Source organism: Streptomyces thermodiastaticus (assembly GCF_014656135.1).
Lineage (GTDB): Bacteria > Actinomycetota > Actinomycetes > Streptomycetales > Streptomycetaceae > Streptomyces > Streptomyces thermodiastaticus.
Window position 1 is genome coordinate 21,642 of record NZ_BNBV01000006.1, and the last position, 24,607, is coordinate 46,248.

Consider the following 24,607-nt stretch of genomic DNA (forward strand, 5'->3'; position numbering starts at 1 on the left):
TCATTCCTCGTCGGAATGCGCCAGATCGACCTCTACTTCGGGCGGTGCGCCACGCTCCACCCGGCGGCGGTTCTCCTGCCAGGCCTTCACGGCCCGTTTGACCTGCTGCAGCAGTACCGCCAGGACGATCTTGGTCCCTTCGTCGACCACCTGCTCCAGCAGGAGATCCGTGAAGTATCCCATCTGGCCCGGAGGGCCCCCGGAACCGGGGCGCTCGACGATTCTCAGCCGCCCCTCGCGGATGTGGTCCTCCAGCGGCTTCTCGCGTTCCAGCCACGCCTTCAGCGCGGTCACATCGTCCTTGGTCGCGTTCGCGTCCAGCCGGACTCGTATGGCACGGCCGTACACGCCATCCCCCTCAGCCATGACACCCCATGGTGGCACCGCCGCATCGCGCTGGGGAGGGTTCGTACGACGCGGTTCGGCAACAGTCAGGTCTACGTCTGCAACTGCCGCAGCTGGCGGCGTACATGGTCCAGGGCGCCCTGCCGGCGTCCGGGCACCCGCGCCCTCAACTCCGCGAGTACCGCGCCGAGTTCCTGCGCCTCGCCCGGGTCGGTGACACGGCCCCACTGGTGGTGTGCCCGGTCGACCGCGACCTCCACCTGCGGCGAGTCGGCACTCTGGCCCATGGCCAGGCGGGTGGCCGCGACCGACAGCCAGGCACGGCAGCTGCGGGCGGCGTCGCCCGCCATCATCGCCAGGTCGGCACGGACCTCGCTCCAGTGCAGCGCCTCCTCGGACGCCGCCCCGTGTTCCCGTACCGCGGCCTGCTCCCAGCGGGCGGCGAACGCGTCGGCGTCACCGTGCCGCCCCGAGGCCACCCAGGCGGCTATCGCGGCGTGCGGGTCGTCGGCCGGCGGGCGGCGGCTGGCCAGCACGATGCCCGGCCCCTGCCATGTCCTGTCCGCCCGGTGCTCCGCGGCGAGCCGGGCGAGCGCCTGCTCGTGCAGCTGGTCCAGCGGCGGCCGGTGCCCGCTGCGCAGGATCGTCGCGACCGCCTTCATGTAGGCCGGGGCCGCCATCGTGCGCCGGGCGGGCGGCGGCGCGATCCTGCCGTACACGGCGACCGTGCGGCCCGCGTCCAGCGGCCGCCGGCCCACCTCCTGCCAGCTCTCCTGGTCCGCGTACAGGTCGGCGACGACCGTGGTCGTCCCGTCCGGGCGCAGCCGCATCTCGTCGCGCAGCCAGTGCCAGGGCAGGGCGGTGTAGCGGACGGTGGCCGGCGTGGTGCGGGCCAGGCACAGGTGCGGCTGGTGCTGGCGGCGGTCGAGGGTGAGCTGGCCGGTGATGTACACGGTCAGCGGGCCCGGGGACGCGGCGGCGGCGCGCAGCCGGGTCAGGACGGCCTGCGGGTCCAGCGGGTCGGCGAGTTCCACGACACTCGCGCTGCCCGTCCCGGCCAGCACGGAGGGCTCGACCGCGGCCAGCACCGGAAGCACGGACGCGGCGTCCACCAGGCGTGCCTTGCCGACGGGCGAGGCCGCGAGCAGCAGCACGGTTCCAGGCATGGTCCCCCCGTCGGTGATCCGTGGGTCGGTCACGTACGTCAGCACGGTAACCGCTGTCACCGCGCGGGCGGGGGCCGGACCGAGGAGAAACCTGTGCCCTGAGGGGCCCGAGTCGCCCGACTTGCCACGGGTGCGTGCCCGGTGTGCCCTGGAAAAGCGGAGGGGGACGCGAGAGAGAGGAGTGCCTCATGGCTCGGGTGGCACCCACGTCGGGCCGCCGCGCTCTCACCTCCGGCCACGACGAGCGCTACCCCGACATCTTCAGCCCGCGGGCGCACAGGATCGGCCGGTGGCTGGGGTCCTTCGGCATCGGGCTGGTCTACGGCTACTGGGCCGCGGCCAGCCGCCGTTCCGGCGGGCCGATCACGGCCACGAACCTGGTGTTCGGCTTCGTCTCCGCCATCGTGTTCGCGCTGCTGCTGGCGGGCATGTTCCGCCTGTCCCCGCGGCTGCCGCGCGAACTGCGCGCCTTCGCGTGGTTCCTCTTCTCCGGCGCGGCCTTCGGCTTCCTGTACAGCCAGTCCGGAGACACGGTCCTGATGACCATCGGTCTGTCCCTGCTGTTCGGGGTGGCCATCGGCCTGATGGTCTTCTACTGGGTGTACACGCACGAGGACACCCGGCAGGACCGGCGGTCCGGGCGCGACGCGGAGCGGTGAGCTGTACGGCGTGGTGAGCTGCGTGCAGCGGTGCGCTGTACAGCGCGGTGAGCCGTGCGGCGTATGGCTGCGCTGTACGACGCGGTGCGGCGGCGCGGCGGCTGCACTGTACGACGCGGTGCGCTGCGCGGCACGTCGGGCTGTGCGGCGCGGGCCGACTGTGGGTTGTGCGGCGCGGCCCGACTGTGGGCTGTGCGGCGCGGCCCGGCTGTGGGTTGTGCGGCGCGGCCCGGCTGCGGGCGGTGCCGGCCGTGCGGTGCGCTGAGCGGCGCGTACCGCGCCGCGCCGCCCGGTGCGGCCGAGCGCCGGACGACGTCTGCGGGCGGGCCGCACGCACCGTCCCACAGCCCACCCGTGACCTGCTCTCCGTGACCTGCTCCCCGTGCCCGGCTCCCCGCGCCCCGCTCCCGTGCACGCCCGGTGCCGTCACCCCGGTCACCCGATTGCCACGTCCCCGCTCGCGGAGCGTTCGGCGGCCAGCTTGGCTGGATGTGTGTCCCGACGCCTGCGCAGCGGCCTGTCGGCCGTACTGATCGCTCTCTCGTGCCTGCTCGTGCCCCTGGGCGCGCTGTCGGCCTGGGCGGTGTACGGGCTCGCCGACACCGGCCGCTACGTCACCGCCGTGACGCCGCTGGCCGGCGATCCGGACGTGCGCGAGGCCATCGCCGACACCGTCGGCGACGCGATCGTGGAGCAGATCCGGCCGGGCACGGACGCCCGGGTGCTGTCCGGGATGGTGGTGCCGTTCGTGCACGACGCGGTGCGGTCCTTCACCCAGACCGCGGCCTTCCGCACCGCGTGGACCGAGGGAAACCGGGCCGCCCACGACGCCGTGCTGCGTGCCCTGCGCCAGGACGACGGAGCCCGCGACCAGCCGGTCACCGTCGATCTCGCCCCGGTCGCGGCCCACGTCAAGGCCCGCCTCACCGAGGACAACATGCCGCTGGCCGACCGCATCCCCGTCGCGCACACCGAGGTCGCCCTGGTGCCCGCCGAGGATCTGGGCCGGCTGCGGACGGGGTACCACGTGCTTCAGGTCGCGGGGTTCTGGCTGCCCGTGGGGGCCGTCGTCTTCGCCGCCTCCGGTATCGCGCTGGCCGTGCACCGCCGCCGCGCCGTGACCGCCACCGCGCTCGGCACCGCCCTGGGCGGCGCGCTCCTCGCCCTCGCGGTCACGGTGGGACGCCGCCTGACGCTCGCCGGACTTCCCGACGACGTCTCCCCTCCGGCCGCGGGCGCCGTCTACGACGCCCTGACCGCCACCCTGCGCACCACCGCCTGGCTGCTGATCGCCCTGGGCCTGACCGCGGCCGCCCTGACCTGGCTCGTCCGCCGCCGCGCCGGGCGCCCGCACCCACCGGGCCCACGGCGCCGCCCGCGCCTGCCGCTGCGGCGACGGCGGCGAGGCTCCGCGGCACACGCTCCGGCCCAAGCCCAGCAGCCGACGCGGGTGAAAGCCTGACCGCGCGCTCGCCCGAAGGCCGCTGCGGAGGGCCGGCACGCAGACGCGCACCCGGCCCGAGCCGCCCGCCGCCCCGCGAGACCGCCATCGCAGGATCGGCAGATGGCGGGACAGCGGCACCGCGGACAGCGGGACAGCGGCACCGCAGCGGCTGTACCGAGCGCGAACACCCTGTTGCACACCGCAGTTGGGCCCGCCTAGGGTCTCTGCCATGGCACCGTTACTCGCATACGAGGACGAAGGCGGTGAAAGCCGGTCGCCGTCCTCGCCGCCCCCGCTGCCGCTGGTCCTGATCCACGGGCACCCCTTCGACCGCACGATGTGGGCCCCGCAGCTCGCGGCCTTCGCCCCGGCGCGCCGGGTCGTCGCCCCCGACCTGCGCGGCTACGGCGCCTCGCCGGTGACTTCCGGCATCACCTCGCTGGCCCGGTTCGCCCAGGACATCGAGGAGCTGCTGGACGAGCTGAAGGTGGACACCTTCGTCCTGGCCGGGCTGTCGATGGGCGGACAGATCGCGATGGAGTGCTACCGGCAGTTCCCGCAGCGCATCGCCGGCCTGGTCCTGGCGGACACCTTCGCCGCCCCGGAGACGGACGAGGGCAAGCGGGCGCGCAACGCGATGGCGGACCGTCTGCTGCGCGAAGGCATGCGGGGCTACGCCGACGAGATGCTGGACCGGATGGTTCTCCCCGATGCCGACCCCCGGGTCAAGGAGCACGTCCACCGGATGATGACCGCCACCGCACCCGAGGGCGCCGCGGCGGCCCTGCGCGGCCGGGCCGAACGCCCCGACTACCGGGAGCTGCTGACCCGTGTCAGCGTGCCCGCCCTCGTCGTCGTGGGCGCCGAGGACACCTACACCCCCGTCACGGACGCCGAGGAGATGCACCGGGCACTGCCCGACTCCACGCTCCATGTCGTCGAGGGTGCGGCCCACATGCCCAACCTGGAGCGCCCGGACGAGTTCAACCGCGTTCTCGGCGCGTTCCTGGAGCGGCTCGACCGGGCCTCGTAGGCGCCTGTGCCGTGGCCACGCCCCGGGACGATCTGGACGACGAGCTGGACGACGCCGCACGGCGACCGCGCCGGCGCCGCAGGCGCGGCGCGGTCTGGTGCGCCGGGCTGCTGTTCGCCGTGGTGAGCGTGGTCGTCGGCTGCCGGGTCGCCGGCACCGACGGCATCACCCCCGTCCCGCAGCTGCTCGCCTTCCTGCCGTGGCTGCTCGTGCCCACCGGCCTCGGCCTGGCCCTGACCCTGCGCGGCCGCTGGCTGCCCGGAGCCGTGTGGGGCGTGGCGCTTCTCGGCCTGCTGGCCTGGTACATCGAGCCGTACGGCAAGGACCGCACGCTCACCGGTACCCCGGTCGCCGGCCTGCGGGTCCTGAGCGCGAACGTCGAGTTCGGCCGTGCCGCCGACGCCCTGGTGCCGGTCGTCCGCGCCGAGCATCCGGCCGTCGTCTTCGTGGCGGAGTGCGAGGAGCACTGCCGGGCGACCCTGCTGGAGGAGGTCGGCGCGGCCTACCCGTACCACCAGGCCGTGGCCGCATCCGGTTCGCGCGGCTCCCTCATCCTCAGCACCTACGCGCTGCGGGGCACGGAGGGCGTCCCCGGCACCATGGGCATGCCCGGCGCGATCGCCGACGTGCGCGGGCACCCGGTACGTCTCCAGCTGGCCCACCCCGTGCCTCCGCTGCCCGGCCAGGTCGCCCTCTGGCGCCGTGAACTGTCCCGGCTGCGCGCCTTCGCCGCGGCCGCCCCGCACACTCCCACGATCCTCGCGGGCGACTTCAACGCCTCTCAGGACCACGCCGCCTTCCGCCGCATCCTCGACACCGGCCTGCAGGACGCGGCCCGTCTCACCGCCGACCGCACCCCGACCTGGCCCGCCCGCACCACCCCCGCCCTGGGCGTCCAGATCGATCACATCCTGGTCTCCGCGGACCGCTTCGCCGCGACTCGCGTACGCTTCCCGCACCTGTCCGGCACCGACCACCGTGCCGTGCTGGCCCACCTCACGCTGTACGCGCCCAGGGCGGCCTCCGGACGCCCTTGACACGGCTCGTCCAGCGCCCTTCGCCCCTGCCCGGGATCGCCGCGAAAGGCCGCTAACCTTACGTGTCCGTCCTGGCCAGAGATCGACGGGAACAACTCAGCAAGGGGTGCGCACATGGGCATTCTCACTCGCCTGCGGAACGTGTTCGGCCGGCGCAAGGGGCGTACGGCCGCGGCAGAGGGTGCGGAACAGACGCAAACCCAGCAGGCGCCCCCGACCACGGATGCCGCGGAGCAGCCGGAAGCCCAGGTCCCGTCCCCGGCCGCCGACACCGCCACCACCACGGACACCGCGTCCCCGGACACGCCCCATGTGCCCGACCCCCGCACCTCGCCGGCCGTGGAGCGCGAGGAGCACGAACTGGTCACCGCCGCCTTCGGCAAGGTCAAGGTCCCCAAGCCGTCCCGTCCCGTGGACGCACCGCGGCAGGAGGAGCCGTCGGCGCCGGAGCCGTCCGCCGGGAAGGAACCGGCCGGCGAGCCGGCTGCCGGCACCACGGCCGCCGAGGCAACGGCACCCGAGGGCACCACGGACGACACGGCCACCGAGAAGCCGGCGGCGGACAAAGTGACGGACCAGGCGCCGGACGAGGTGGCGAACGACGGGCCAGTCGCCGAAGAACCGGCCGGGACGTCGGTGTCCGAGGAGCCGGTGACCGGCAGGCCCACCGCCGACGAGACGAAGCCCGAGGACCCGGCCGCCGACGAGACGAAGCCCGAGGAACCGGCCGCCGACGAGACGAAGCCCGAGGAACCGGCCGCCGACGAGACGAAGCCCGAGGAACCCACCGCCGGTCAGGCACCGGCCGACGAGCCCGCCGCCGATGATGCCCCGTCCGTCGACCACACGGCCGAGGGCGCCACAGCAACCGGCACCTTGGCCGCCACCGATGACACCCCGGCCACCGAGGAAGTGGCGACCGGCAAGGCCACCACCGAGGAGACCGCCCCCACCACGGCCGTCACCACCCCGGCTGCCGACAAGGACACCGCCGACACCGCGCCCACCCGCGACGACACGGCGCCCACCCGCGACGACACCGCGCTCGCCAGCGACGACACGGCGTCCGGCAAGGACACCACCGGCGACACGGCCACCGGCACCCCGGCTGCCGACGACGCCGTTGCCGTCACGCCCGCCACCGAGGAAACGGACGCCGAGGCACCCTCCACGGAGAAGCCGGCCACCGAGGAACCGGCACCGGCGCCCGCACCCGAAGCCACTGCCGCACCCGAACCCGCACCCACCTTGGAGACCGCCCCGACCACCGAAGAACCCGCCCCGGCCCCCGCACCCGAGGCCGAAACTCCCCGCAAGCCCGCCGTGTCCCTCGCCCGGGTCAAGCGCCGTGCGCCGGGGCTGGCCACCGCCTACAAGGCGGCCACCGCCACACTCAAGAAGCAGGGCCTGACCGGGACCCGCGCGAAGGTGTACCTCGTCCTCGACCGATCCGCGAGCATGCGCCCCTACTACAAGGACGGCTCCGCGCAGACCCTCGCCGACCAGGCGCTCGCGCTCGCCGCGCACCTCGACCCCGAGGCCACGGTCCACGTCACGTTCTTCTCCACGGCGGTCGACGGCACCACCACGATCACCCTCACCGACCACGAGAACAAGATCGACAAGGTGCACCCGACGCTCGGGCGCATGGGCCGCACCAGCTACCACACGGCCGTGGCGGACGTGATCGCCGAGCACCAGAAGTCCGAGGATCCCTCGGCCCCCGCTCTGGTGATCTTCCAGACGGACGGCGCGCCGGACTCGAAGACCCCCGCCACCCGGTCCCTCGCCGACGCGGCGAAGAACCACCCCTCCCTGTTCTTCGCCTTCGTCGCCTTCGGTGAAAACGACAACAAGGCCTTCGACTACCTGCGGCGGCTCAAGACGGGCAACACGTCCTTCTTCCACGCCGGTCCCGCCCCGCGTGAGCTGACCGACAAGCAGCTGTACGAGGGCGTCCTGGCCGCCTGGCGCCCGTGACGGACCCGTGACCGGCCGGTACCCGCCGTGACCGGTCCCGTGACCAGGGCTTGCGTGGGCAGGCCGTAGCAGGGGGGGGTGGACGCCGTACACGGCCGTCCACCCCCCGAAAAGCATGTGAGTCGATCTTCACGGGACCAGTAGGATTTCGCCCATGGCGGCCACTGGATCCGAGAAGCAGGCGGGGAAGGCGTTCTACGTCTCCACCCCCATCTACTACGTCAACGACGCTCCTCACCTGGGCCACGCCTACACGACCGTCGCAGGGGACGTGCTCACGCGCTGGCACCGTCAGCGCGGCGAGAAGGTGTGGTACCTCACCGGCACGGACGAGCACGGTCAGAAGATCATGCGCACGGCCGACGCGAACGGGGTGACGCCCCAGCAGTGGGCGGACAAACTCGTCACGGAGGCCTGGCAGCCTCTCTGGGAACACCTCCAGATCGCGAACGACGACTTCATCCGCACCACGCAGAAGCGGCACACCGACCGCGTCCAGGAGTTCGTGCAGGACCTGTACGACAAGGGCGAGATCTACAAGGGCGGCTACGAGGGCCCGTACTGCGTGGGCTGCGAGGAGTACAAGCTCCCCGGCGAGCTGCTCGACGGCGAGGGCGAGTACGCCGGCCAGAAGCTGTGCCCGATCCACAAGAAGCCGGTGGAGATCCTCAGCGAGGAGAACTACTTCTTCAAGCTGAGCGCCTACGGCGACAAGCTGCTCGCCCACTACGAGGCGAACCCGGACTTCATCCAGCCCGAGTCCGCCCGCAACGAGGTGGTCAACTTCGTCCGCCAGGGCCTGCAGGATTTGTCGATCTCCCGCTCGACCTTCGACTGGGGCATCCCGATCCCGTGGGACCCCAAGCACGTGATCTACGTGTGGGTCGACGCGCTGCTGAACTACGCCACGGCGGTCGGCTACAACGAGAACCCGGAGAAGTTCGAGTCCACCTTCCCGGCCGACGTGCACCTGGTCGGCAAGGACATCCTGCGCTTCCACGCGGTGATCTGGCCGGCCATGCTGATGGCGCAGGGCCTGCCGCTGCCGAAGAAGATCGCCGCGAACGGCTGGCTGATGGTCGGCGGCGAGAAGATGTCGAAGTCGAACCTGACCGGCATCAAGCCGCAGGACCTCACCTCGCACTTCGGCGTGGACGCCTACCGCTGGTACTTCCTGCGGGCGATCGCCTTCGGCCAGGACGGCTCCTTCTCCTGGGAGGACTTCTCCGCCCGGTACACCTCCGAGCTGGCCAACGACTACGGCAACCTCGCCTCCCGCGTGGCCGCCATGGTCGGCAAGTACTTCGGCGGCAGCCTGCCCGAGGCGACGGCCGACAGCGACGCCGAGAAGGCGATCCACGAGGGCCTGGCCAAGGCGGTCGCCGAGGCCGACCGGAAGATCGGCGAGGAGCTGGACTTCCAGGGCGGCATCCTGGCCGTCTTCGACTTCATCAAGCAGGTCAACGGCTACATCACCGAGCAGGAGCCGTGGAAGGTGGCCAAGGACGGCTCGCCGGAGGGCAAGGCCCGCCTGGCGACGATCCTCTACACCGCCGCGGAGTCCCTGCGCGCGGTCGCCGTCCTGCTCAACCCGGTCATGCCGGAGACCTCGCGGAAGCTGTGGGAGTCCCTGGGTGCCGAGGCATCCCTGGGCGCCCTCGCCGACCAGCGGATCCAGGAGGCCGGCGAGTGGGGCAAGCTCCCCGCCGGTTCGACGGTCACCAAGGGCGCGGTCCTCTTCCCGCGCCTGGAGGAAAAGTCGGCCGCGTAAGCGGCGCCCGCACGCACACGACAACCGGGGCCCGGGAGACGAACGTCCGCCTCCCGGGCCCCGCCTGGTCCATGCATCGTGCCCCCGCGTTGATCAGCTCCCGGCCACATACACCACGAAACCCGCCCAACGAGGGATTCCAGCGTGAAACCTGCAGGCGCGTCAGCCGGCCCGCGAGGGTCACCAGATGTCTTTCAGCGGCTCGTCGAGGTAGGTGGTGACGGCGTTCTGCAGCTCGGTCTTGTCGGGAGTGGTCAGCGGTCCGAGGACACACACGGGCACCCATTCGAAGGACTGGGTGCGGGGAGGCTGCCGGCACGCTTCTGGAGGAGACACGGACAGGGGCCATCCGGCGGGCCGGACCAGCTGGGCCGCTTGCTCGGAGGACTCTTCCAGCTTGATGTGAAGGGCGAGGGGGCCCAATGGCAGAGGCGCTCGACATGGTGCATGGACATCTTCCTGATCGATGTCCAGGGAAGTGCTGTTCGCCCGACGGATCGCTGAGGGTGAGGCCCGTGGCGTCGAGGCGCAGAGTGCGCGGGCGCAAAAGTCCTCACCTTGCTGAGCGGAATCCGGCATGACATCTCGACTGTGCCCCAAGCCATGAGGCAGAGACTTGCCACGAACGCGAGACTCCGGCCTTCACCCTTCAACAGGTCCTCGAAGCTGCCGGCCATGGCGTACGGGGCTCGCTGAAGGTTTCGGGGTCTTCGTCACCGGTCCAGGAGGCCGTGACGACCGGGGGCTTGTGCGGACTGCTCTTGTGTGCGCTGCTCCGGCTCCCGAGCCGCGCCACCCCTTCCAGACCTGCGAGGGCTGCGACCGCGCCTTCCGCGCCCCGGCCCCCGGCCGCTGCCACGACTGCCGCGCCGAGAACGACGAGTCCGGATGAGAGGGCGGGCACCCCCCGGGAAAAGGAACGGGCACTCGCCGGGAAAAGGAAGAGGCCGGGAAGAGAAGGACTCCTCAGCGCGGCGTGGGGACACCGTGCGCACCGTACGAGAAGTGCGAGCCGACCGACGTCCTCACCCAGTGGGCAAACGCCGCCGGGGCGGGAAGCGCGCTCGCTTCCCGCCCCGGCGGCACAGTCCGGCTCGGGACTTACTTCGGCTGCGGCTTGCGCACCGACAGGTGCAGCTCCCGCAGGCGGGACTCCTCCAGCTCGGTGGGGGCGCCCATCATCAGGTCCTGGGCGTTGCCGTTGAGCGGGAAGGCGATGGTCTCGCGGATGTTGGGCTCGTCTGCCAGCAGCATGACGATGCGGTCGACGCCGGGGGCGATGCCACCGTGCGGCGGGGCGCCGAAGCGGAACGCGCGGAGCATACCGGCGAACTTCTCCTCGACGGTGTCCCGGTCGTAGCCGGCGATCTCGAAAGCCTTCAGCATGATCTCCGGCTCGTGGTTCCGGATCGCGCCGGAGGACAGCTCGACACCGTTGCAGACGATGTCGTACTGCCAGCCGAGGATGTCCAGCGGGTCCTGGGTCTCCAGCGCCTCCAGGCCGCCCTGCGGCATGGAGAAGGGGTTGTGGGAGAAATCGATCTGCCCGGTCTCCTCGTCCTTCTCGTACATCGGGAAGTCGACGATCCAGCAGAAGCGGAAGACGTTCTCCTCGAAGTGACCGGCCCGGCGCGCGGCCTCGACGCGCACCGCGCCCATGATCTTCGAGACCTCGTCGAACTCGCCGGCGCCGAAGAACACCGCGTGGCCCGGGGCCAGCGACAGGCGCTTGGTCAGCTCGGCGACGTTGTCCTCGGTGAGGAACTTCGCGATCGGGCCGCTCAGCGAGCCGTCCTCGCCGACACGCACCCAGGCCAGGCCCTTGGCGCCCAGCGACACAGCGTAGTCGCCCAGCTGGTCGAAGAACTTGCGCGGCTGGTCCTGGACCGCCGGAACCGGCAGGGCGCGCACGTGCTTGCCGGCGAACGCCTTGAACTCCGAGTTCTCGAAGAGGTCGGTGATGTCGACCAGCTCCAGCTTGGCGCGCAGGTCCGGCTTGTCGGAGCCGTACTTGAGCATCGCCTCGCGGTACGGGATGCGCGGGAACGGCGAGGTGACGTGGCGCCCGCCGCCGAACTCCTCGAAGAGTTCGGTCATCAGCTTCTCGATCGGCTGGAAGACGTCCTCCTGCTCGACGAAGCTCATCTCGACGTCGAGCTGGTAGAACTCGCCGGGCGAGCGGTCGGCGCGGGCGTCCTCGTCACGGAAGCAGGGCGCGATCTGGAAGTAGCGGTCGAAGCCCGAGATCATCAGCAGCTGCTTGAACTGCTGCGGGGCCTGCGGCAGCGCGTAGAACTTGCCGGGGTGCAGACGCGAGGGCACCACGAAGTCGCGCGCGCCCTCGGGCGAGGTGGCGGACAGGATCGGCGTCGCCATCTCGTTGAAGCCCATCTCGACCATCTTGCGGCGGATCGCCGAGATGACCTGGGTACGCAGCATGATGTTGCGGTGCATGCGCTCGCGGCGCAGGTCCAGGAAGCGGTACTCCAGGCGCCGCTCCTCGTTGACCCCGTCCTCGCTGTTGATCGTGAAGGGCAGCGGGGCGGCGGCGCCCAGCACCTCGACCTCGCCGACCTCGATCTCGATCTCACCGGTCGGCAGGTCCGGGTTCACGTTCTCGGTTCCACGTGAAACCACCGTGCCGTCGACGCGGATCACGGTCTCCTTGGAGAGCTTGTCCAGGGCCTCGTAGGCGGGGGTGCCGGGGCGGGCGACGAGCTGCGTGATGCCGTAGTGGTCGCGCAGATCGATGAAGAGGATGCCGCCCAGGTCGCGCCGATTGTGCAGCCAGCCACTGAGCCGGACGCCGGTGCCGACGTCAGAGGCGCGGAGCTGCCCGCAGGTGTGGGACCTGTACCGATGCATCGTCGTTCATCCAGTCTTCGCGGATCAGGGACCACCGGGGCGCCTGCACGCCACCGGCCCGGACCTACCAAGGGTACCGGCCGCCCCACGGTCGACTCGCCCCTGTTTCCGTTCCCGGGGGCGCGCCGCCGCCGGTCCGCACCCCGCCGCCCGGTTCCCCGTCCGCGCGCGGCCCGGCTCCCCGTCCACGCGGCCCGCAAGGCCGTCCGGCTTCAGTGGCAGCGTACGCGGCCCTGTTCCTACAGTTGAGAAATGCGCACTGGTGAGCCCCTGCCCGCCGTGGGGGACGTCCTCGCCTCACTTGCGACCGGGCTGTGGCACTGGGACACGGCCACCGGGCAGGTCTCCGTCGATGCCGAGACGGCACGCCTCATGGGGCTGCCCGCCGAACCGGCCACCCTGACCGGGGCCGAGGTGCGCGCCCGGATCCACCCGGTCGACTGGAACGAGATCACCGGCGTGGTGCGGCTCGCCGCCGCCGAGCACACCCTGGCCGAGGTGCGTTTCCGCGTCATGGACGAGGAAAGCCGGGTCATCCGTGTGGTGCGCAGCCGCTCCCGGCCGGTCGTGCAGGAGGAGCGGAAGGGCTACACGCTGACCGGCACCCTGCAGGAGGTCGCCGAGCCCACCCCTGGTTCCCCGGCCGGGCGTAGCCACGCGGTCACCGGTGACTGGCGGCGCTCCCGTGAGGCGTTCCTGCTGGACGCGGGCCGTGCGCTGGCCGAGGCCCGGTCCACTGCGGAGGTGCTGCGGGTCGCGGCCGGGCTGTCGATGCCCGGGTTCTCGCCCAGCGGCCTGGCCGTGTTCGGCGTGGAGGGCGACCACCTGACCATGATCGGCCACTACGGGCAGAAGCCCGGCGACGAGGACTCGTTCGAGCGGATGCCGCTGGAGACGGGCTATCCGGCCGCCGAGGTGGTGCGCACCGGGCGGGCGGTGTACATCTCCTCGCCCGAGGAGTACCAGTCCCGCTATCCGCTGACCTGGCCGCTGGCCGAGCGGTTCAACCGCCGGTGCTGGGCGTATCTGCCGCTGACCGCGTCGGGCCGGACCATGGGCGCCTGGATGGCGGCGTTCAGCCATCCGGTCGCCTTCACCCCGGACGAGCGCTCGGTGCTGACCACGGTGGCCCGCATGCTCGCCCAGGCGCTGTCGCGGGCCGGGACCGCCGAGACCGAGCGGGAGCTGAGCGAGGGACTCCAGCGCTCGATGATGCCGACGCTGGGGCCCGAGGTCCCCGGCATGGAGCTGGCCGCCCGCTACATCCCCACCGGCGGCGGACTGCAGGTCGGCGGCGACTGGTACGACATGATCCCGCTGCCCGGCAGCCCGTCCGCGGCCTGCGTGAGGAAGGCCGGGACGGTGGGCCGGTTCGCGCTGGTGATGGGGGACGTCCAGGGCCACGACGTGCGCGCCGCGGGACTGATGGGCCAGCTGCGGATCGCGCTGCGGGCCTACGCCGCCGAGGGCCACCGTCCCGACGCGGTGCTCTCCCGTGCGTCCCGGTTCCTGCACGGCATCCTCGGCAGCGACACCCGCAGCGGCTTCGGGGGCGAGCACGGGAACGCCCTCGACCTGCGCTTCGCGACCTGCCTGTACGCCGAGGTCGATCCGCGCACCGGCGTGCTGGAGATCGCCCGTGCCGGGCACCCGGACCCGATGATCCGGATGGCGGACGGCACGGTGCTGTTCCGTCCGACGGCGGGCGGTCTGCCGCTGGGGGTCGATCCGGACGCCGACTACCCCACCACGCGGTTCGTGCTGCAGCCGGGCGAGATCATGATGATCTGCACCGACGGCCTGATCGAGACCGGCGGGCACGACCTGGACACCGGCTGGCAGCGGATCCGGACGATCCTGGAGCGGCACAAGGGCGGCATCGAGGAGCTGGCCGACGCGCTGGTGCAGGGGGTGCACGGGCCGAGTTCGCACCACACCACCGGCCCGCTGGCCGACCGCCGCGAGGACGACATCGCCGTGCTGCTGCTGGCCCGGCATCCCGGCGGCGGCCCCGTCCGCCCGGAGCTGCGGCGCACCCTGCTGACCGTCGCCCAGGCCGAGCCGGAGCGGATCGCGGTGGCCCGGCAGCAGCTGCGGGAGCTGCTGCACGACTGGCCGTCCGAGGAGCAGGTGGACTCGGCGGTGCTGCTGATGTCGGAGATGCTGGCCAATGTGCTGGTGCACACCGACACCGACGCGCTGGTGCTGGCCGAGGTGGGCGGGGAGAAGGGCGAGCGGCGGATCCGGGTGGAGGTCACCGACGCCGGCGAGGACCTGCCGCACCGGCGCCGGCCCGGGGAGCTGGCCTCGCACGGCCGCGGCCTGGTGCTGATCGAGCTGCTGGCGGACGAATGGGGCGTCGAGCCGCGCGGGGTGGGCAAGAGCATCTGGTTCGAGCTGCACGAGAAGACATAGGGCCGCCTCGTCGGCGTCCGGTCGGCCTCACGGACCTGGCTGCGGCCCGTCCACGGCGGCCGGGGCAGGCAGGATGGCCGCCTCACGAGTGGCGGTCGCGCAGCTCGTGCACGATGCCGAAGGCCGCCGCGGTCAGCGGCACCGCCAGCAGCAGGCCGACGATCCCCGCGACCGACGCGCCGGCGGTGAGCGCCAGCAGGATCGCCGCCGGGTGCATCTGCACGGTACGGCTCTGGATCAGCGGCTGGAGCACATGGCCCTCCAGCACCTGCACGGCCAGCACCACGCCGAGCACCCACAGCGCCACCACGAACCCGCGGTCGGCGAGCGCGACCAGCACGGACAGCGCCCCCGAGATGAACGCGCCCAAGTAGGGGATGTAGGCGCCGACGAAGACCAGCGCGCCCAGGCCGAGGGCGCCGGGCACGGACAGCAGGAGCAGGCCGACGGTGATGCACACCGCGTCGATGAGCGCGATGACGGTGGTGCCGCGCATGAAGCCCTCGACGGCCGCGAAGGCCCGCCGGGCCACGGCCTCGACGGTGTCCGCGCTGTCGCCCGGGGCGAGGGCCCGCAGGCCGCGCAGGATCCGGGGGGAGTCGCGCAGGAAGAAGAACACCAGCAGCAGCGCCAGGACGGCCATGGCGATGTACTCGGCGAGCACGCTGACACCGCTGATGATGTTGGACAGGGCGGTGCCGCCGAACTTCGACAGCAGCTGCCGGGCGTGGGAGGCCAGGTCCTTCAGGGAGGTCCCGGCGGCCCCGAAGTACCCGGCGAGCGACCGGGCGGCACGCTCCAGCGAGGACACGATCTGCGGCCCGCTCTCGATCAGCGCGAGCGCCACGATGTAGCCGACGCCGCCGACGGCGAGCAGGACGGCGGCACAGGTGATGCCGGCCGCCACCGAACGGTTGATCCGGGTCCGCACCAGCCGCCGGTACAGCGGCCGCAGCAGCGCGGTCCCGAGCAGCGCCAGCAGGATCGGTGTGACGGTCGTACGGAAGATGACGCACACCTTCACCACGATCCACACCACCCCGGAGACCAGCAGCGCGACGGCACACCAGGCGGCGAAGCGGCGGACGGACTCGGGCAGCAGGTGCACGTCTCCAGCGGATCACGCCCGGGGGCGGGCTGTCCTGCGCGGACGGCCCGCCCGGGTGAGACCGGCCGAGGACGAGATCAGTCCTGCGGGCCGCTGTCCGTCATGCCGTGGCCGGCCGGGACCGTGCCGGCCGGCCCTTCAGGCTGTCCTCTAAGGGCCGCACGAGCTCTTCCTTGGTGTTGATCATGAACGGGCCGTGGTGGTATGCCCGAGCTGGGCCGGTCACCGGGACTCACGTCAGGTCGTACCGGGTGACGACACCGGTCACGGTGACCTCGACGGTGACCCGCTCCACGGCATCGAGAGCGGCGAGGCGGGAGATGACGGCGGCCCTCACCCGGTCGTGGACGTTCTGGGCGATCTCCAGCGCTCGCCGGCCCTCGAACGACAGGATGCAGCGGACCTCGATGCGCCAGCCCGGACCGTCCGGCGACCGGTCGGCGCGAATGCCCGACTCGCGCGTGCCCTTTGGCGTGGCGTCCGTCCCGGTGGATGCGACGGCTGCCGCCGTGCGAGGGGAGCGACGAGGTTGCAGGGCCGCCACGCCGGGAACCGCCAGAGCCGCCTCGGCCGCGGTGTCGAGGAGCGTGGTGGTGCGGTCGACAGTCATCACGCACCTCCGGGCGTGAGGCCGGGACGGCAGGGCGGCTCCTGCTCCAGGACGTCGACCACGGTGATGTCGACGGCCGTCACGGCGAGGCCCAGGTCCTGACCTGCCGAGCGGAGGACCGAGCGGCGAACCTGGTGGATCCGGTCGGGCAGCGGGCGGTCCAGGGCGGCGGCCAACGTCATGGTCACCCGCAGGTCCACGCCGTCACCGACGGGTACGAACCGGCAGGCCGCGGCCCTGGCACCGGGGACCCTGTCGGCGGCCTGCCGGAGGACCTTCGCCGCGGCGCTCTCGGCGATGCGCAACGCCCGGTCCGGGTCGGCCAGGGGCAGCAGCCGCCCGAGCCGTACCTCTGCCCTGACGATGTTCATGACGCGGTCGGCGAGTGCCTCAAGGCCGGGCCTGTCCCCGGTGCGGAGCGCCTGGGAGGCCGCGGTCACCGCGGACAGTCCCTCGGCGGCCTCGCGGCAGTGCGGGCAGGAGGAGATGTGCGGGTCTGCGGCCTGCGCCGTGTCGCGGGCCTGTTCCCAGATCCGGCTGAGCAGCCGGCCGCAGGGCGTGACCACGTCATCCGCGAACGAGGGGACATCGGCGGCACCCGGCTTCGGACCGGTCCCGTCGGCTCCGAGGGATTCGGGAGGGGGCGCGTGCGATTCGTCTACCGCCATGGGCCCATCGCCTCCTGCAGGGATCGGCGTGCCCTGAACAGTCTGCCGCGCACCGCCTGTTCGCTGCTCCGCGTCACATGGGAGATCTGCTTGTAGGACAAGCCCTGCACCTCCCGCAGGATCCAGCAGAGTCGCTGCCCGGTGTCGAGTTCGCCGAGTGCTCGCACCAGGGCGGCGGTGGCCGCCTTCTGCTCGGCGGACCGGGCCGGCTGGCCCCAGGCGTCCGTCGCCGCGGGCTCGGCGACGGTGTCCAGCGACAGGGGTGGCGGCCGGCGATGTCGCATGGTCAGACAGCGGTTGACGGTGATCCGGTGCATCCAGGTATGGAACTCCGCGCTGTGGCGGTATTCCGGCAGTCGCCGCCAGGCACTGACGAAGGCGTCCTGCACCGCCTCCTCGGCGTCCTGAGGATTGCCGAGCATGCAGCGAGCCAGGTCGAGGAGGGGGCGGCCGTGCCGCTGGACGAGAACGGCGAAGGCTTCCTCGTCCCCCTCGGCCGCCCGCACAGCCAGCAGACCGTCCGGCAGGTCGCGTCCCCCCAGGTTACGGCCCGGCGACAAGGCAACAGCGGTGTCGATCATGGCAGCCTCACAGACGGCTCGGACCGTACGCGTACCCGAGAACTCGCATGTGATGCACATCACACATCAGGGATGTGAGGAACACGGCGCCCGGGATGTCCAAGTCTGTGAGGGGCACCGCACCGGTGTCTGAGCGACCGATCGAGGCGACCGCCATGACGGACAACATCACGAGCGTAGGCGGGGGCAGCCGGCCCGAGGCGGACGTGAGCGCGCTCAAGGGCCGCACCGGAGCCGGGGCTCCGGCCGAGACACGGGGGAAGACCACCATCGCGGACGGTGTGGTGGCCAAGATCGCGGGCATGGCGACCCGCGAGGTACCGGGCATCCACAGCCTGGGAACGGGGATGGCACGCGCCTTCGGCGGCATGCGAGAACGCGTTCCCGGCGCAGGGGGAGGCGCGCCCGTCACGCGAGGAGTGAAGGTCGAGGTCGGGGAGCGGCAGGCAGCCGTGGACCTGGACGTCGTCGTCGAGTACGGCGTCTCCATCGTCGACGTCGCCGGCGACGTGCGCACGAACGTCATCAGTGCCGTGGAGCGGATGACGGGCCTGGAGGTCGTCGAGGTGAACATCGCCGTCGACGACGTCCACCTGCCCGAGGGGGAGGAAGAGGTGGAACCGGACGAGGGCCGCGTGAGGTGAGCTACCGCCGCGCCCGGAGCGGGCGTGGGTGATCGCGCGCACGGTGACATACGCGTACGCGATGCAGGCCAGTGCGACCTAGACGGGTGAGTGCGAGATGAACACAGCAACGACGGGCCTCGCAGCCGGTATGGCCCTGGGCTTCGCCGGTTACTTCGGCGGCTTCTGGGCCTTTTTGCTGGTGCTGGTGCTGGGTGCGGTGGGGCTGATCGTCGGCCTCTTCGTACAGGGCGACCTCGACGTTCGGGCCCGGAGGCAACGGTGAGGACCCGGCCCGCTCCGCCGGGCGAGGGGCCCGGCCCGCCGGCGCCGGCCGCCGCGCTGCCGCCTCCGGCCGAGCGGGGCGCCACTGTCATCCCGGACAGGGTGGTCGCCCGTATCGCCGCCCAGGCCGCACGTACGGCCCAGTCACGGCGCGCTGCCGTACCGTCCGACCGCGGCGGACCGACGTCGCCGAGTGCCTCCGCCGCCGTCCGTACCGGGTCGGTGCGCCTGCATCTGACCATGGACCTGCCCTACCCCACCGACATCCCCCGCGTCTGCGAGCGGATCCAGCGGGACGTCGCCGAACGGGTCGCCCAGCTGACCGGGCTGCGGGTGGAAGAGGTCCTCCTCACCGTCCGGCGACTGGTGACCGCCGACGCGAGCCGGGGACGGATCCGGTGAGCGGCCACGCGGTCCGGGTCGCACAGCACGCCGTGGAGGAAGGACGAACGCGATGACACCCGGTTCCACTCCTCCGGGCCGCAGCGGCGCGCCGTCCGCGCACCCGGGTGCCGTGCCGCCGGCGCAGGCCACCTCCCCGCTCGCACCCGGTGGGCCCGGCCGAGGGCACCGAACCCACCGCACGTGGTCCCCGCGTCGCATCACGGCGGCACTGGTCGCCGCGGTGATCCTCGTGGCCGCGGTCGCGGCGCTGGTGGACGTCATCGCCGTACGGGCCGGACGCCCGGCGGCCTTCTGGAGACGGCATCTGGCCGACGAACTGGCCACCCGCCCGGTGGACGACGTGTGGATGCTGACGGGAGCCGCCGTGGCCGCCGCCGTCGGCGTCTGGCTGATCGTCTTGGCCCTCACCCCCGGTCGACGCCGCTGGCTGCCCCTGCGCTCCCCCGCCGGCTGCCCCCGGCTGCGTGCCTTCCTGGACCGCGAGGGCGCCGCCGTTCTGCTGCGGGACGCCGCCCTGCGGGTCCCCGGAGTCGGCGCGGCGCGCGTCCTGGTGGGCCGCCACCGCATCAAAGCCCGCGCGGACGTCCGCTTCCGCGACCCCCAGCGGGTGAAGGACGACCTCACTGCCGTCCTCGGCGAGGAATGCGACCAGCTGGCACTCGCTCGTCCACCTCGCATCGTCGTACGAGTGCGGCAACGCACCGACTGACCGACAACCGCATCACCGGGAGCCCGCACCATGTCACCGCGATCCGCACTCAACCGCAGCCTTCTGGCCCTCGCCGGACTGGTTCTGCTCGGCGGCGGACTGCTGATCTTCTTCGCCGGGCTCGATGTCTACCGGTGGCACGGTCTGGTCCCGCCCGCCGGCTGGCCCCTGACCACCCCGGCCGACGTCCTGCTCGGTTCCGCCGACCGGGCACGCTGGAGCAGCCAGGGCTGGTGGTGGTGGCCCGCGGTCATCGCCGCCCTCGTCCTCACCGCCCTGCTCGCCTTGTGGTGGCTGCTCGCCCAGCTGCGCCGACGCCGCCCCGGTTCCCTGCCGGTCGGCGGCACACCCCCGCCGGACGGCGTCGAACTGCGCGACCGCGCACTCAGCGACGCGATCGCGGCCGAGGCCGGTGCCCTGCCGGGTGTCGACGATGCGGCCGTACGCATCACCGGCCGACCAGCCCAGCACCGCACCCGCATCAGGCTCACCCTCACTCCCGAGGGCGCGCCCGGCGCCACTCTCACTGCGCTCTGCGCCGGCCCGCTCAGCACCGCCCGCCGGTGCACCGGCCTTCCGGACCCGCCCACCGAGGTCCGCCTGCAGGCCAGGCGCCACCGAGCACACCGCGTGAAGTGAGAGCTCCGACCGGAAAGGCAGCCGGATCGATGACGGATTGGCGGATCAGGGACTACACACAGGACGACCTCGACGCGCTGATCCATGTCGACATCGAGAGCCGCACGGCCGAGGGCCCGCCGCTCTTCCCCCTTGCGGACGCCGTGAAGGCCCTCCAGGCCCGCCATCCGGCCGTGGTGGCCACGGCCGGTGACGCGCTTGCGCTGGTCGGCGCCGCGGTGAGCAGGGTGGAGGGCGAACGGGCCTGGATCCTGCGCATCTGTGTGGAGCCCGCCTGGCGGCAGGGCGGGCTGGGCACTGCCCTGGTCACCGCCCTCGAGCAACGGCTCTTCGCCGCCGGCGTCCGGGCGGTGCACGCCGCCCTGCCCGAGGGCGAGACCGGTGCCACCGCCCTGCACCACTGCGACTTCGGCGTCCGCACCGGGCTGGTCTTCTTCGAAAAGCGCGGGCCGGTGACTCCGCAGTCGGCCGGCACACTGTCCGCGCTCGGAGCGGAGCTGCCGCCAGGGGGACTGTGGCAGAAGGTCGCGGGCATGCAACGGGAGAAGCAGCTCATCGAGCGGCGCCTGGTCCTGCCGCTGGCCCATCCCGAACTGGCCGCCCAGCACGGAGTGGAACTGCCACGGGCGGTGATGCTGTTCGGCCCGCCCGGGACCGGCAAGAGCACGTTCGCGCACGCGATCACCAGCCGCCTGGGGTGGCCCTTCCTCGAATTGTTCCCCGCCCGACTGGCCGCCGAGTACGGCCTTGCGACCGGGCTGAACCGGCGCTTCGACGAGATCGCGCGGCTCGATCACGTCCTCGTCTTCATCGACGAGGTCGAGGAGATCGCCGGCCAACGCGCTGGCGCGGACGCGACCGCTGTCGGCGTCGTCAACGAACTGCTCAAGGCGATCGTCCGGTTCCGACGCCAGGACGGACGGCTGCTCGTCTGCGCCACGAACGACGTGACCACGCTCGACTCCGCGTTCCTGCGGCACGGCCGCTTCGACTACGTGCTGCCCATCGGCCCGCCCGACCACACCGCCAGGACCGCGCTGTGGGAAAGCTACCTGGCCCGGGCGGGCGCGCGGGCCGACAGCGCGGTACTCGCGTCCGCCAGCGAGGGATTCACCCCCGCCGACATCGCACATGCGGCGCGAACCGTCTCCCAGGCCCAGTTCGAGCGCTCCTTCGACACCGGGACCCGGACCACCCCCACCACCGACGACTATCTGGACACGATCCGCGGCACCAGGCCCACGGTCAGCGCCGCCATGGCCCGGCAATTCGCCCAGCAGACGGAGAAGTTCGCCCGCATCTAGCGACCGGGACGGCGCAGGCCGGACCGCGACGGAGGTGTCAGGCCGGCGCAGGTGGCGTGCCGCCGCCCGTGTCGATGAGGATCTGGCTGGCCTCGGTGACGTTGCCGGGCCGTACGGCCCTGGCCATCGCGGCGCGTGCCGCGTCGGGCGACGTGTCCGGAGGGATCAGCAAGAACGAGAAATGGTCCCGGTCGCCCCGGGTGACGAGGACGGTGTCGTCACCGACCGGGAAGGAGTCGATGTGCACGACCCGGCCGTCGATCACCACCCGGGTCGGCAGTCCGTCCCAGGCGCTGCCGTCCAGACCGACCCGGGTGACAGGTCCCAGATACTCGGTCAGTGCCGTGATCAGCGCGGGGAGCTCGGCACCGATGTCGCGGGACCTCGGCCACCACGCGCCGTCCAGGATTCCCTCGCGTTCGTGTGTCGTCTCCAGCCGCAGCAGGGCCGTTCCGGGCTTCACCGACCGATGGACGGCGTCCGGCAGCAGCCCGGGGACGTCAGGGGTGTCGGAGTCGGTCATGGTGTCCGCCCGTCCGGGGAGAGCAGTGCGACGGCAGGGCGTTCTGCGCGAGACCGCCCTGCCACCTCACGGTACGCCGCACGACGCTCCCGTGAGCGCTTCGCCGCAGGAGGCGGCTGCGGGAAGGCGACGGCCTCGGCGCACACCCCCGCCGAAGCCGCCCTTGCGGTTCATCGCACGTGCACATGCGCCGACGCGGCGGCTCAGCCACGCGCTTCCTCTTCCGATTCCATCCGCCGGATCCCCTGGTGCGTCAGTGTGATCATCGCGGGCGTGTTGCCCCTCCCCCAATCCACGACAACCCAGCCTTCGCCCGCCAGGTACGTACAGGCGGCGGCCATGTCCTGCTCAGGAATACCGAGGTCGGTGCGGAGCTTCGCCCCATCGACGCCCAGGAGGCGATCGCCTTCGGCGGCTCGGTACAGAGCCTGCATGATCCTGTCGCGGTACGTCTTCCGGTCTCGCAGTATCGCCATCACGCGCCTTCCTCTGCTGCCCAGGGCCGGGCCGACGTCGATGTCATCCGCGACCGCCGTCTCGGTCGGGGGTGCCTGAACGGTCGCCGGCCGGCCGTGCCTCCGGGACCGACGACGCCCGATCCCCGGCAACGCATCGCTGTAGCGGAAGGCAGCGATCCGTTCGTCGTGCTGACCGTTGAGCCGGTGGATCACAACGACTCCGACGGCGATCACAAAGAGCAGCACGGCCACGGCGATGACGGTCATGGTTCTCCCACCTCCGCCGACCCGCGAGCGAGAGCCCTGCCGACCCGATGGGCCGGGTCAGGTACGACGGCCCGACCTGCACCGCCATCGGTCTCCCACGCTTCTTCCCTGGTCCTGGCGTCGATCCTGTCCGCCGCCTCCTTACGTGCCGCGGCGTCCCCGTCGTCGCCCGCCATCAGGTGCGCGGCGGCATCCGCACCGGTCTCCGGCGGAATCACCAGGACGTCGCGGCGGCCATCGGGCAGGGAGACAGTCAGTCTGTGCGGATCCTGGACCTCGGTGGAACAGCTCACCTGCACGGTACGCCCGGCGACGGACACCCAGTGCGGAACGACGGGCCAGTGGGCCGGATGCACGGTGACGCCTGTGATGCGGCCCCAGTGTGCGCTCAGCGCGGCCGTCAGGGTGGGCAGCTCACGAGTGAGGGCTCGGGAGCGAGGCCACCACATGCCGTCCAGCCCGCCTGGTGCCGGCGTCAGGGACAGCCGGGCCGGCTGCTGCGGCGTGCGCCTGCTCGATGCCGTACGGTCAATGGTCACGGGCATGACGCGCGCCTGTCCCCGGGCTCGTCGATGCGGCCCGGCATGGTCGATCACCGGGAACGGCACCAGCGGCGGAGCCGGTGCGCGGAGAACTCCCGGTGTGTTCACACTACTCCGGCAACCGGCCCGGAAAGCCGGATGTGACCAGGTATGTTCCCCTTCGGGACCGGGTCGCCCCACCGGTGGCCGGCCGCGGCCCGTGCACATGCCGGCTCCGATCGCCCGAAGGCCGGGGCAGCGACCCACTGGGCAGAGCCCCCACCCAGGTCACGGCCCCGGCCCGTGGCCGGAAGACTCCGTCACCGGCTGACCGGAAGAGGGCTGGTTGACGCCCTCGCGCACGACGGCACCGGACCGGACTCGTCCGCGCTCGGCCTGAGCGCTACATTCCGCCCTCGGACATCCCGTGCACGGCCGGAATGGTCCCCAGGCGCCCCGTCTGGAAGTCCTCGAACGCCTGCTGGAGCTCCTCACGGGTGTTCATCACGAACGGGCCGTAGTGGGCCATGGGTTCGCGGATCGGGCGGCCGCCGAGCAGGACGACCTCCAGGTCGGGCGTGCGGGAGTCCTGCCGTGCGTCCGCGCCGACGGTGAGCGAGGAGCCGGCGCCGAACACGGCGGCCTGCCCCAGCTCGATCGGGCGGCGTTCGGCGCCCACCGTGCCGCGCCCGGCCAGCACGTACGCCAGGCCGTTGAAGTCCTCCCGCCAGGGCAGGGTGATCTGCGCGCCCGGCGCGAGCGTGGCGTGGATCATCGTGATCGGCGTGTGCGTGATGCCGGGGCCCTTGTGCCCGTCGAGCTCTCCGGCGATGACCCGCAGCAGCGCGCCGCCGTCCGGGGAGGTCAGCAGCTGCACGCTGCCGGCGCGGATGTCCTGGTAGCGCGGCGCCATCATCTTGTCCTTGGCGGGCAGGTTCACCCACAGCTGCAGCCCGTGGAACAGGCCGCCCGACACCACCAGGTGCTCCGGCGGGGCCTCGATGTGCAGCAGGCCGCTGCCGGCGGTCATCCACTGGGTGTCGCCGTTGGTGATGGTGCCGCCGCCCCCGTGGCTGTCCTGGTGGTCGAAGATTCCGTCGATGTACCTCCTCGGTGTGGTTTGTACCCACTCTAGTTGAGTGTTCAACTTCTTGCCATCACCAACGCGAGGAGCCCGGAGGGCATTCCCTC

24 protein-coding genes and 1 pseudogene are annotated in these 24,607 nt (G+C 72.2%); 13 read left to right on the forward strand and 12 right to left on the reverse strand.

Annotated features, from left to right (window positions below; translation table 11 throughout):
• Window positions 1–366: an effector-associated constant component EACC1 gene (locus tag IE286_RS07990; RefSeq protein ID WP_229862081.1), complete on the reverse strand. Its 366-nt coding sequence runs from the start codon at window positions 364–366 to the stop codon at window positions 1–3.
• Between the two features lie 71 nt (window positions 367–437).
• The gene (locus IE286_RS07995) at window positions 438–1,511 is read right to left on the reverse strand and encodes a hypothetical protein (RefSeq protein WP_189796086.1); all 1,074 of its coding nucleotides are present in this window, start codon (window positions 1,509–1,511) and stop codon (window positions 438–440) included.
• 188 nt (window positions 1,512–1,699) lie between these two features.
• Here IE286_RS07995 and IE286_RS08000 point away from each other — a divergent pair, with 188 nt between their 5' ends.
• From IE286_RS08000 to metG, 6 genes are all read left to right on the forward strand, one after another.
• On the forward strand, window positions 1,700–2,170 hold the full coding sequence (locus tag IE286_RS08000) for a hypothetical protein (RefSeq protein ID WP_189795922.1): 471 nt from the start codon (window positions 1,700–1,702) through the stop codon (window positions 2,168–2,170).
• A 493-nt stretch (window positions 2,171–2,663) separates the two neighbouring features.
• Window positions 2,664–3,632 carry a hypothetical protein gene (locus IE286_RS08005; RefSeq protein ID WP_189795923.1) on the forward strand — a complete coding sequence of 323 codons (969 nt, stop codon included), beginning with the start codon at window positions 2,664–2,666 and terminating at the stop codon, window positions 3,630–3,632.
• A gap of 211 nt (window positions 3,633–3,843) precedes the next feature.
• Window positions 3,844–4,647: an alpha/beta fold hydrolase gene (locus IE286_RS08010; RefSeq protein ID WP_189795924.1), complete on the forward strand. Its 804-nt coding sequence runs from the start codon at window positions 3,844–3,846 to the stop codon at window positions 4,645–4,647.
• 44 nt (window positions 4,648–4,691) lie between these two features.
• Window positions 4,692–5,684, forward strand: a complete 993-nt coding sequence (locus IE286_RS08015; protein ID WP_229862128.1) for an endonuclease/exonuclease/phosphatase family protein — start codon at window positions 4,692–4,694, stop codon at window positions 5,682–5,684.
• Window positions 5,685–5,798: 114 nt separating this feature from the next.
• On the forward strand, window positions 5,799–7,664 hold the full coding sequence (locus tag IE286_RS08020; RefSeq protein WP_189795925.1) for a VWA domain-containing protein: 1,866 nt from the start codon (window positions 5,799–5,801) through the stop codon (window positions 7,662–7,664).
• Between the two features lie 154 nt (window positions 7,665–7,818).
• Window positions 7,819–9,435 (forward strand): methionine--tRNA ligase, encoded by a 1,617-nt coding sequence (metG, locus tag IE286_RS08025; RefSeq protein WP_189795926.1) that lies wholly within the window; start codon window positions 7,819–7,821, stop codon window positions 9,433–9,435.
• Window positions 9,436–9,615: 180 nt separating this feature from the next.
• Here the strand turns inward: metG and IE286_RS08030 are convergent, their stop codons facing one another.
• Together IE286_RS08030 and aspS are read right to left on the reverse strand one after the other, a co-directional pair.
• Entirely contained in the window at window positions 9,616–9,771 is a 156-nt protein-coding gene (locus IE286_RS08030; protein ID WP_189795927.1) for a hypothetical protein, read from the reverse strand.
• A 765-nt stretch (window positions 9,772–10,536) separates the two neighbouring features.
• Window positions 10,537–12,300, reverse strand: coding sequence for an aspartate--tRNA ligase (gene aspS, locus IE286_RS08035; RefSeq protein ID WP_189795928.1), 1,764 nt, complete (start codon window positions 12,298–12,300; stop codon window positions 10,537–10,539).
• A gap of 252 nt (window positions 12,301–12,552) precedes the next feature.
• Here aspS and IE286_RS08040 point away from each other — a divergent pair, with 252 nt between their 5' ends.
• The gene (locus IE286_RS08040) at window positions 12,553–14,715 is read left to right on the forward strand and encodes an ATP-binding SpoIIE family protein phosphatase (protein ID WP_189795929.1); all 2,163 of its coding nucleotides are present in this window, start codon (window positions 12,553–12,555) and stop codon (window positions 14,713–14,715) included.
• An 82-nt stretch (window positions 14,716–14,797) separates the two neighbouring features.
• Here IE286_RS08040 and IE286_RS08045 read toward each other — a convergent pair whose 3' ends face one another.
• From IE286_RS08045 to IE286_RS08060, 4 genes are all read right to left on the reverse strand, one after another.
• Complete coding sequence (locus IE286_RS08045) at window positions 14,798–15,823, reverse strand: AI-2E family transporter (protein WP_189795930.1); 1,026 nt, start codon at window positions 15,821–15,823, stop codon at window positions 14,798–14,800.
• A 232-nt stretch (window positions 15,824–16,055) separates the two neighbouring features.
• Window positions 16,056–16,433 carry an Asp23/Gls24 family envelope stress response protein gene (locus IE286_RS08050; protein WP_189795931.1) on the reverse strand — a complete coding sequence of 126 codons (378 nt, stop codon included), beginning with the start codon at window positions 16,431–16,433 and terminating at the stop codon, window positions 16,056–16,058.
• Window positions 16,433–17,101, reverse strand: coding sequence for an Asp23/Gls24 family envelope stress response protein (locus tag IE286_RS08055; protein ID WP_189795932.1), 669 nt, complete (start codon window positions 17,099–17,101; stop codon window positions 16,433–16,435). The genes IE286_RS08050 and IE286_RS08055 overlap by 1 nt, the downstream gene beginning before the upstream one ends.
• Window positions 17,092–17,682, reverse strand: a complete 591-nt coding sequence (locus IE286_RS08060) for an RNA polymerase sigma factor (protein ID WP_189795933.1) — start codon at window positions 17,680–17,682, stop codon at window positions 17,092–17,094. Before IE286_RS08060 ends, IE286_RS08055 begins: the two co-directional genes overlap by 10 nt.
• A 155-nt stretch (window positions 17,683–17,837) precedes the next feature.
• Here IE286_RS08060 and IE286_RS08065 point away from each other — a divergent pair, with 155 nt between their 5' ends.
• From IE286_RS08065 to IE286_RS08090, 6 genes are all read left to right on the forward strand, one after another.
• A complete protein-coding gene (locus IE286_RS08065) occupies window positions 17,838–18,326 on the forward strand; it encodes an Asp23/Gls24 family envelope stress response protein (protein WP_189796088.1) in 489 nt (162 codons plus the stop codon).
• Between the two features lie 97 nt (window positions 18,327–18,423).
• On the forward strand, window positions 18,424–18,591 hold the full coding sequence (locus tag IE286_RS08070) for a hypothetical protein (RefSeq protein ID WP_189795934.1): 168 nt from the start codon (window positions 18,424–18,426) through the stop codon (window positions 18,589–18,591).
• Window positions 18,588–18,992 (forward strand): Asp23/Gls24 family envelope stress response protein, encoded by a 405-nt coding sequence (locus tag IE286_RS08075; protein ID WP_189795935.1) that lies wholly within the window; start codon window positions 18,588–18,590, stop codon window positions 18,990–18,992. Before IE286_RS08070 ends, IE286_RS08075 begins: the two co-directional genes overlap by 4 nt.
• A 52-nt stretch (window positions 18,993–19,044) precedes the next feature.
• Window positions 19,045–19,704 carry a DUF6286 domain-containing protein gene (locus tag IE286_RS08080; protein WP_229862085.1) on the forward strand — a complete coding sequence of 220 codons (660 nt, stop codon included), beginning with the start codon at window positions 19,045–19,047 and terminating at the stop codon, window positions 19,702–19,704.
• A gap of 30 nt (window positions 19,705–19,734) precedes the next feature.
• Entirely contained in the window at window positions 19,735–20,343 is a 609-nt protein-coding gene (locus tag IE286_RS08085; protein WP_189795936.1) for an alkaline shock response membrane anchor protein AmaP, read from the forward strand.
• Window positions 20,344–20,372: 29 nt separating this feature from the next.
• Window positions 20,373–21,647 (forward strand): ATP-binding protein, encoded by a 1,275-nt coding sequence (locus IE286_RS08090; RefSeq protein ID WP_189795937.1) that lies wholly within the window; start codon window positions 20,373–20,375, stop codon window positions 21,645–21,647.
• 37 nt (window positions 21,648–21,684) lie between these two features.
• Here the strand turns inward: IE286_RS08090 and IE286_RS08095 are convergent, their stop codons facing one another.
• From IE286_RS08095 to IE286_RS08105, 4 genes and pseudogenes are all read right to left on the reverse strand, one after another.
• Window positions 21,685–22,170: a DUF5994 family protein gene (locus IE286_RS08095; RefSeq protein ID WP_189795938.1), complete on the reverse strand. Its 486-nt coding sequence runs from the start codon at window positions 22,168–22,170 to the stop codon at window positions 21,685–21,687.
• 203 nt (window positions 22,171–22,373) lie between these two features.
• Entirely contained in the window at window positions 22,374–22,895 is a 522-nt protein-coding gene (locus tag IE286_RS27865) for a hypothetical protein (RefSeq protein WP_372462523.1), read from the reverse strand.
• The gene (locus tag IE286_RS27100; RefSeq protein WP_308437390.1) at window positions 22,892–23,644 is read right to left on the reverse strand and encodes a DUF5994 family protein; all 753 of its coding nucleotides are present in this window, start codon (window positions 23,642–23,644) and stop codon (window positions 22,892–22,894) included. The genes IE286_RS27865 and IE286_RS27100 overlap by 4 nt, the downstream gene beginning before the upstream one ends.
• A 175-nt stretch (window positions 23,645–23,819) precedes the next feature.
• Window positions 23,820–24,518, reverse strand: a pseudogene (locus tag IE286_RS08105) (pirin family protein); the annotation flags it as partial.
• Window positions 24,519–24,607: the final 89 nt, after the last annotated feature.